This window comes from bacterium (assembly GCA_040755795.1).
In the GTDB taxonomy this organism is placed as follows: domain Bacteria; phylum UBA9089; class CG2-30-40-21; order CG2-30-40-21; family SBAY01; genus JBFLXS01.
On record JBFLXS010000563.1, the window covers coordinates 1 to 2,161 of the forward strand.

2 protein-coding genes are annotated in these 2,161 nt (G+C 34.1%); both read left to right on the top strand.

From position 1 onward, the window contains the following. The first annotated feature begins 146 nt into the window (after nt 1-146). A complete protein-coding gene (locus AB1414_19675; protein ID MEW6609634.1) occupies nt 147-581 on the top strand; it encodes a hypothetical protein in 435 nt (144 codons plus the stop codon). Next, the coding region (locus AB1414_19680; GenBank protein ID MEW6609635.1) for a transposase at nt 532-2,161 on the top strand (1,630 nt) is incomplete at its 3' end. The genes AB1414_19675 and AB1414_19680, both read left to right, overlap by 50 nt.

Genomic DNA, 2,161 nt, shown 5'->3' on the forward strand with positions numbered 1-2,161 from the left:
CTGAAGATTTGCCATAAGAGATAGGTAAAGTCGGTAAAAGCAGGAATTTTTGAACAGGGCTTGACGCTCTGTTGTTTTTTTGTTAAAATAGTATTAGTAATATAAATATATTACTAATATACAATAAAAATATGGGGGGTGATGGGATGGACAGAAAACGGGGTTTAATGGACAAAATAAGTAAATTAAGGCAAAGACGTCAGTATGTGGAAAGACGATGTGAGATGACTGGTAAGATGTTACCAGCATGTTTAATTTTCCGAGCTCGAGTCAAAGGGGAAAGAGAGCTTCAATCTATAAAAACAATTAGTTCTAACATAGAATATAAAGGTTATGGATATCTTAGTTGTTTTTATAAAGGTAGAAATATCTACAAATATGTTCCACGAGATGAGATTGAAAATGTAGGGAGATTAACAGAGTCATATCGTATATTTTATCAGAACATGAAAGAGGTACGGGGACTTAATAGACGAATAGTGGAACTATTAGACAAAATAGGCGAAATACAAACAGAGGGGGTAAAAAATTATGTCAAACCAAGAACTAAAAGAGTTGGAAAGAAGAAAAGAACAAAGTGAAACAGCGAAACAGGAACTAAGAGAAAGGAATCGTCAGTATTTAGCATGGGAACATTTGACCAGGAACCAGAAAGAAGTAGCCAACAGGATACTGGCTGGTAACTACGGAATCTTGCAAGATGCGGGTTGGGGATTTTTAGATAAGTTCATAATATTTTTAAATACTCTTGGTTTTTTAGAAGTATTAAATGTAGATGGGGAAGGATATGTTAGACGGATGATAACAGTAGCAAAATTACTGCTTACTTATCAGATGAAGATATTGTTAGGAATAGCGCATATGAATCAGGTACCTGATATGTTATTTAATGATATGGGGCTATTGATGTTATTAGGATTCACAGCCCGACAGATAAAGCAGGGATACTGTAAACGTAGTAAGAAGAGAGGTAAAAAAAGGAATGGTCCAATGCATAAAGACACACTTGCTGATGCTTTAGAAAAATTTAGTGTCAAAGAGGTAGAAAAAATACTTAACGATAGTATAAAGATATTGAATAAAGAGGGATTTATTGACGATGATATATATATTTGTGACCCTACTGATATAGAGACGACAGAAAAATGTAAAGGTTGTGGCAGAAAAACAGTAGAAGAAGAACATTTAGACAAAAAGACTGGAGAAATAATAAAAACAGAAAAAACAACTTATGGGTTTAAGTTGTTGGTAATAAGAGGTGTCCGGAGTGGGATAGTGGTATCGGCCAAGTTTGCCAAGATACAAGAGAGTGAAAAGAATTGGACATTGAAGTTAATAAAACAAGCCGAGAAAAATATTGGTAAAAAGATAAAAGTGTTAGTTTTAGATCGAGGGTTTATAAACGGTATAACACTATGGATAATCAAGCATAGTTTTAAGATTGATTTTATAATACCAGCCACAACAACAATGGATATAACCAAAGATGCCCGGGGTTTAAGGAATAGAGGTAATGAAGATGGTATCTGGCGAGAAGAAACAACAGAAATAACTGCTTTAGGAATAAGAGGATTGACCAGTTACGACCAGTATGGAGATGAAGAACATAATAAGAAAAACAGATACAGTAAAAATTTTGTAGGAAATCCGCTGAATGTAGTAATGGTTACTAAATGGGATAGAAAAGAATATCCTCGTGGAAAAGAAAAAGTATTTTTAACAACTTTGAGAGTAGACAAACCAATATCCGTGATAAAGAAATACAAGTTAAGAAGTTTAGTAGAGAATACAACATTCAGGGAATTAAAGACCGGCTGGCTGATAGACAGTATACCCAAGAAAACAGAACCAGCAGTCAGAACACATGTTTTTTTGACTGTATGTATGTTTAATATGTGTAAAGCCTACAGGAGCCAATTAGGAAAAGAGAGGACAGAACAAGGTATAAGGAAATTTAGGAGACAAACTTTTGCACAAACGATGAATAAGGTGGTAATAATTGCTGAGCCATACTATGGAATATTTGACTTAGAGGAATTAGCCATACTATGGGGTAAACCACCAAAATACTTTATGCGTATAAATCCTAAAAAATTCAAAGAAGAATATGAACTTACTGAACCAAATTCACATTCGTCGGTAGAAAAAACATCAGGAGAAA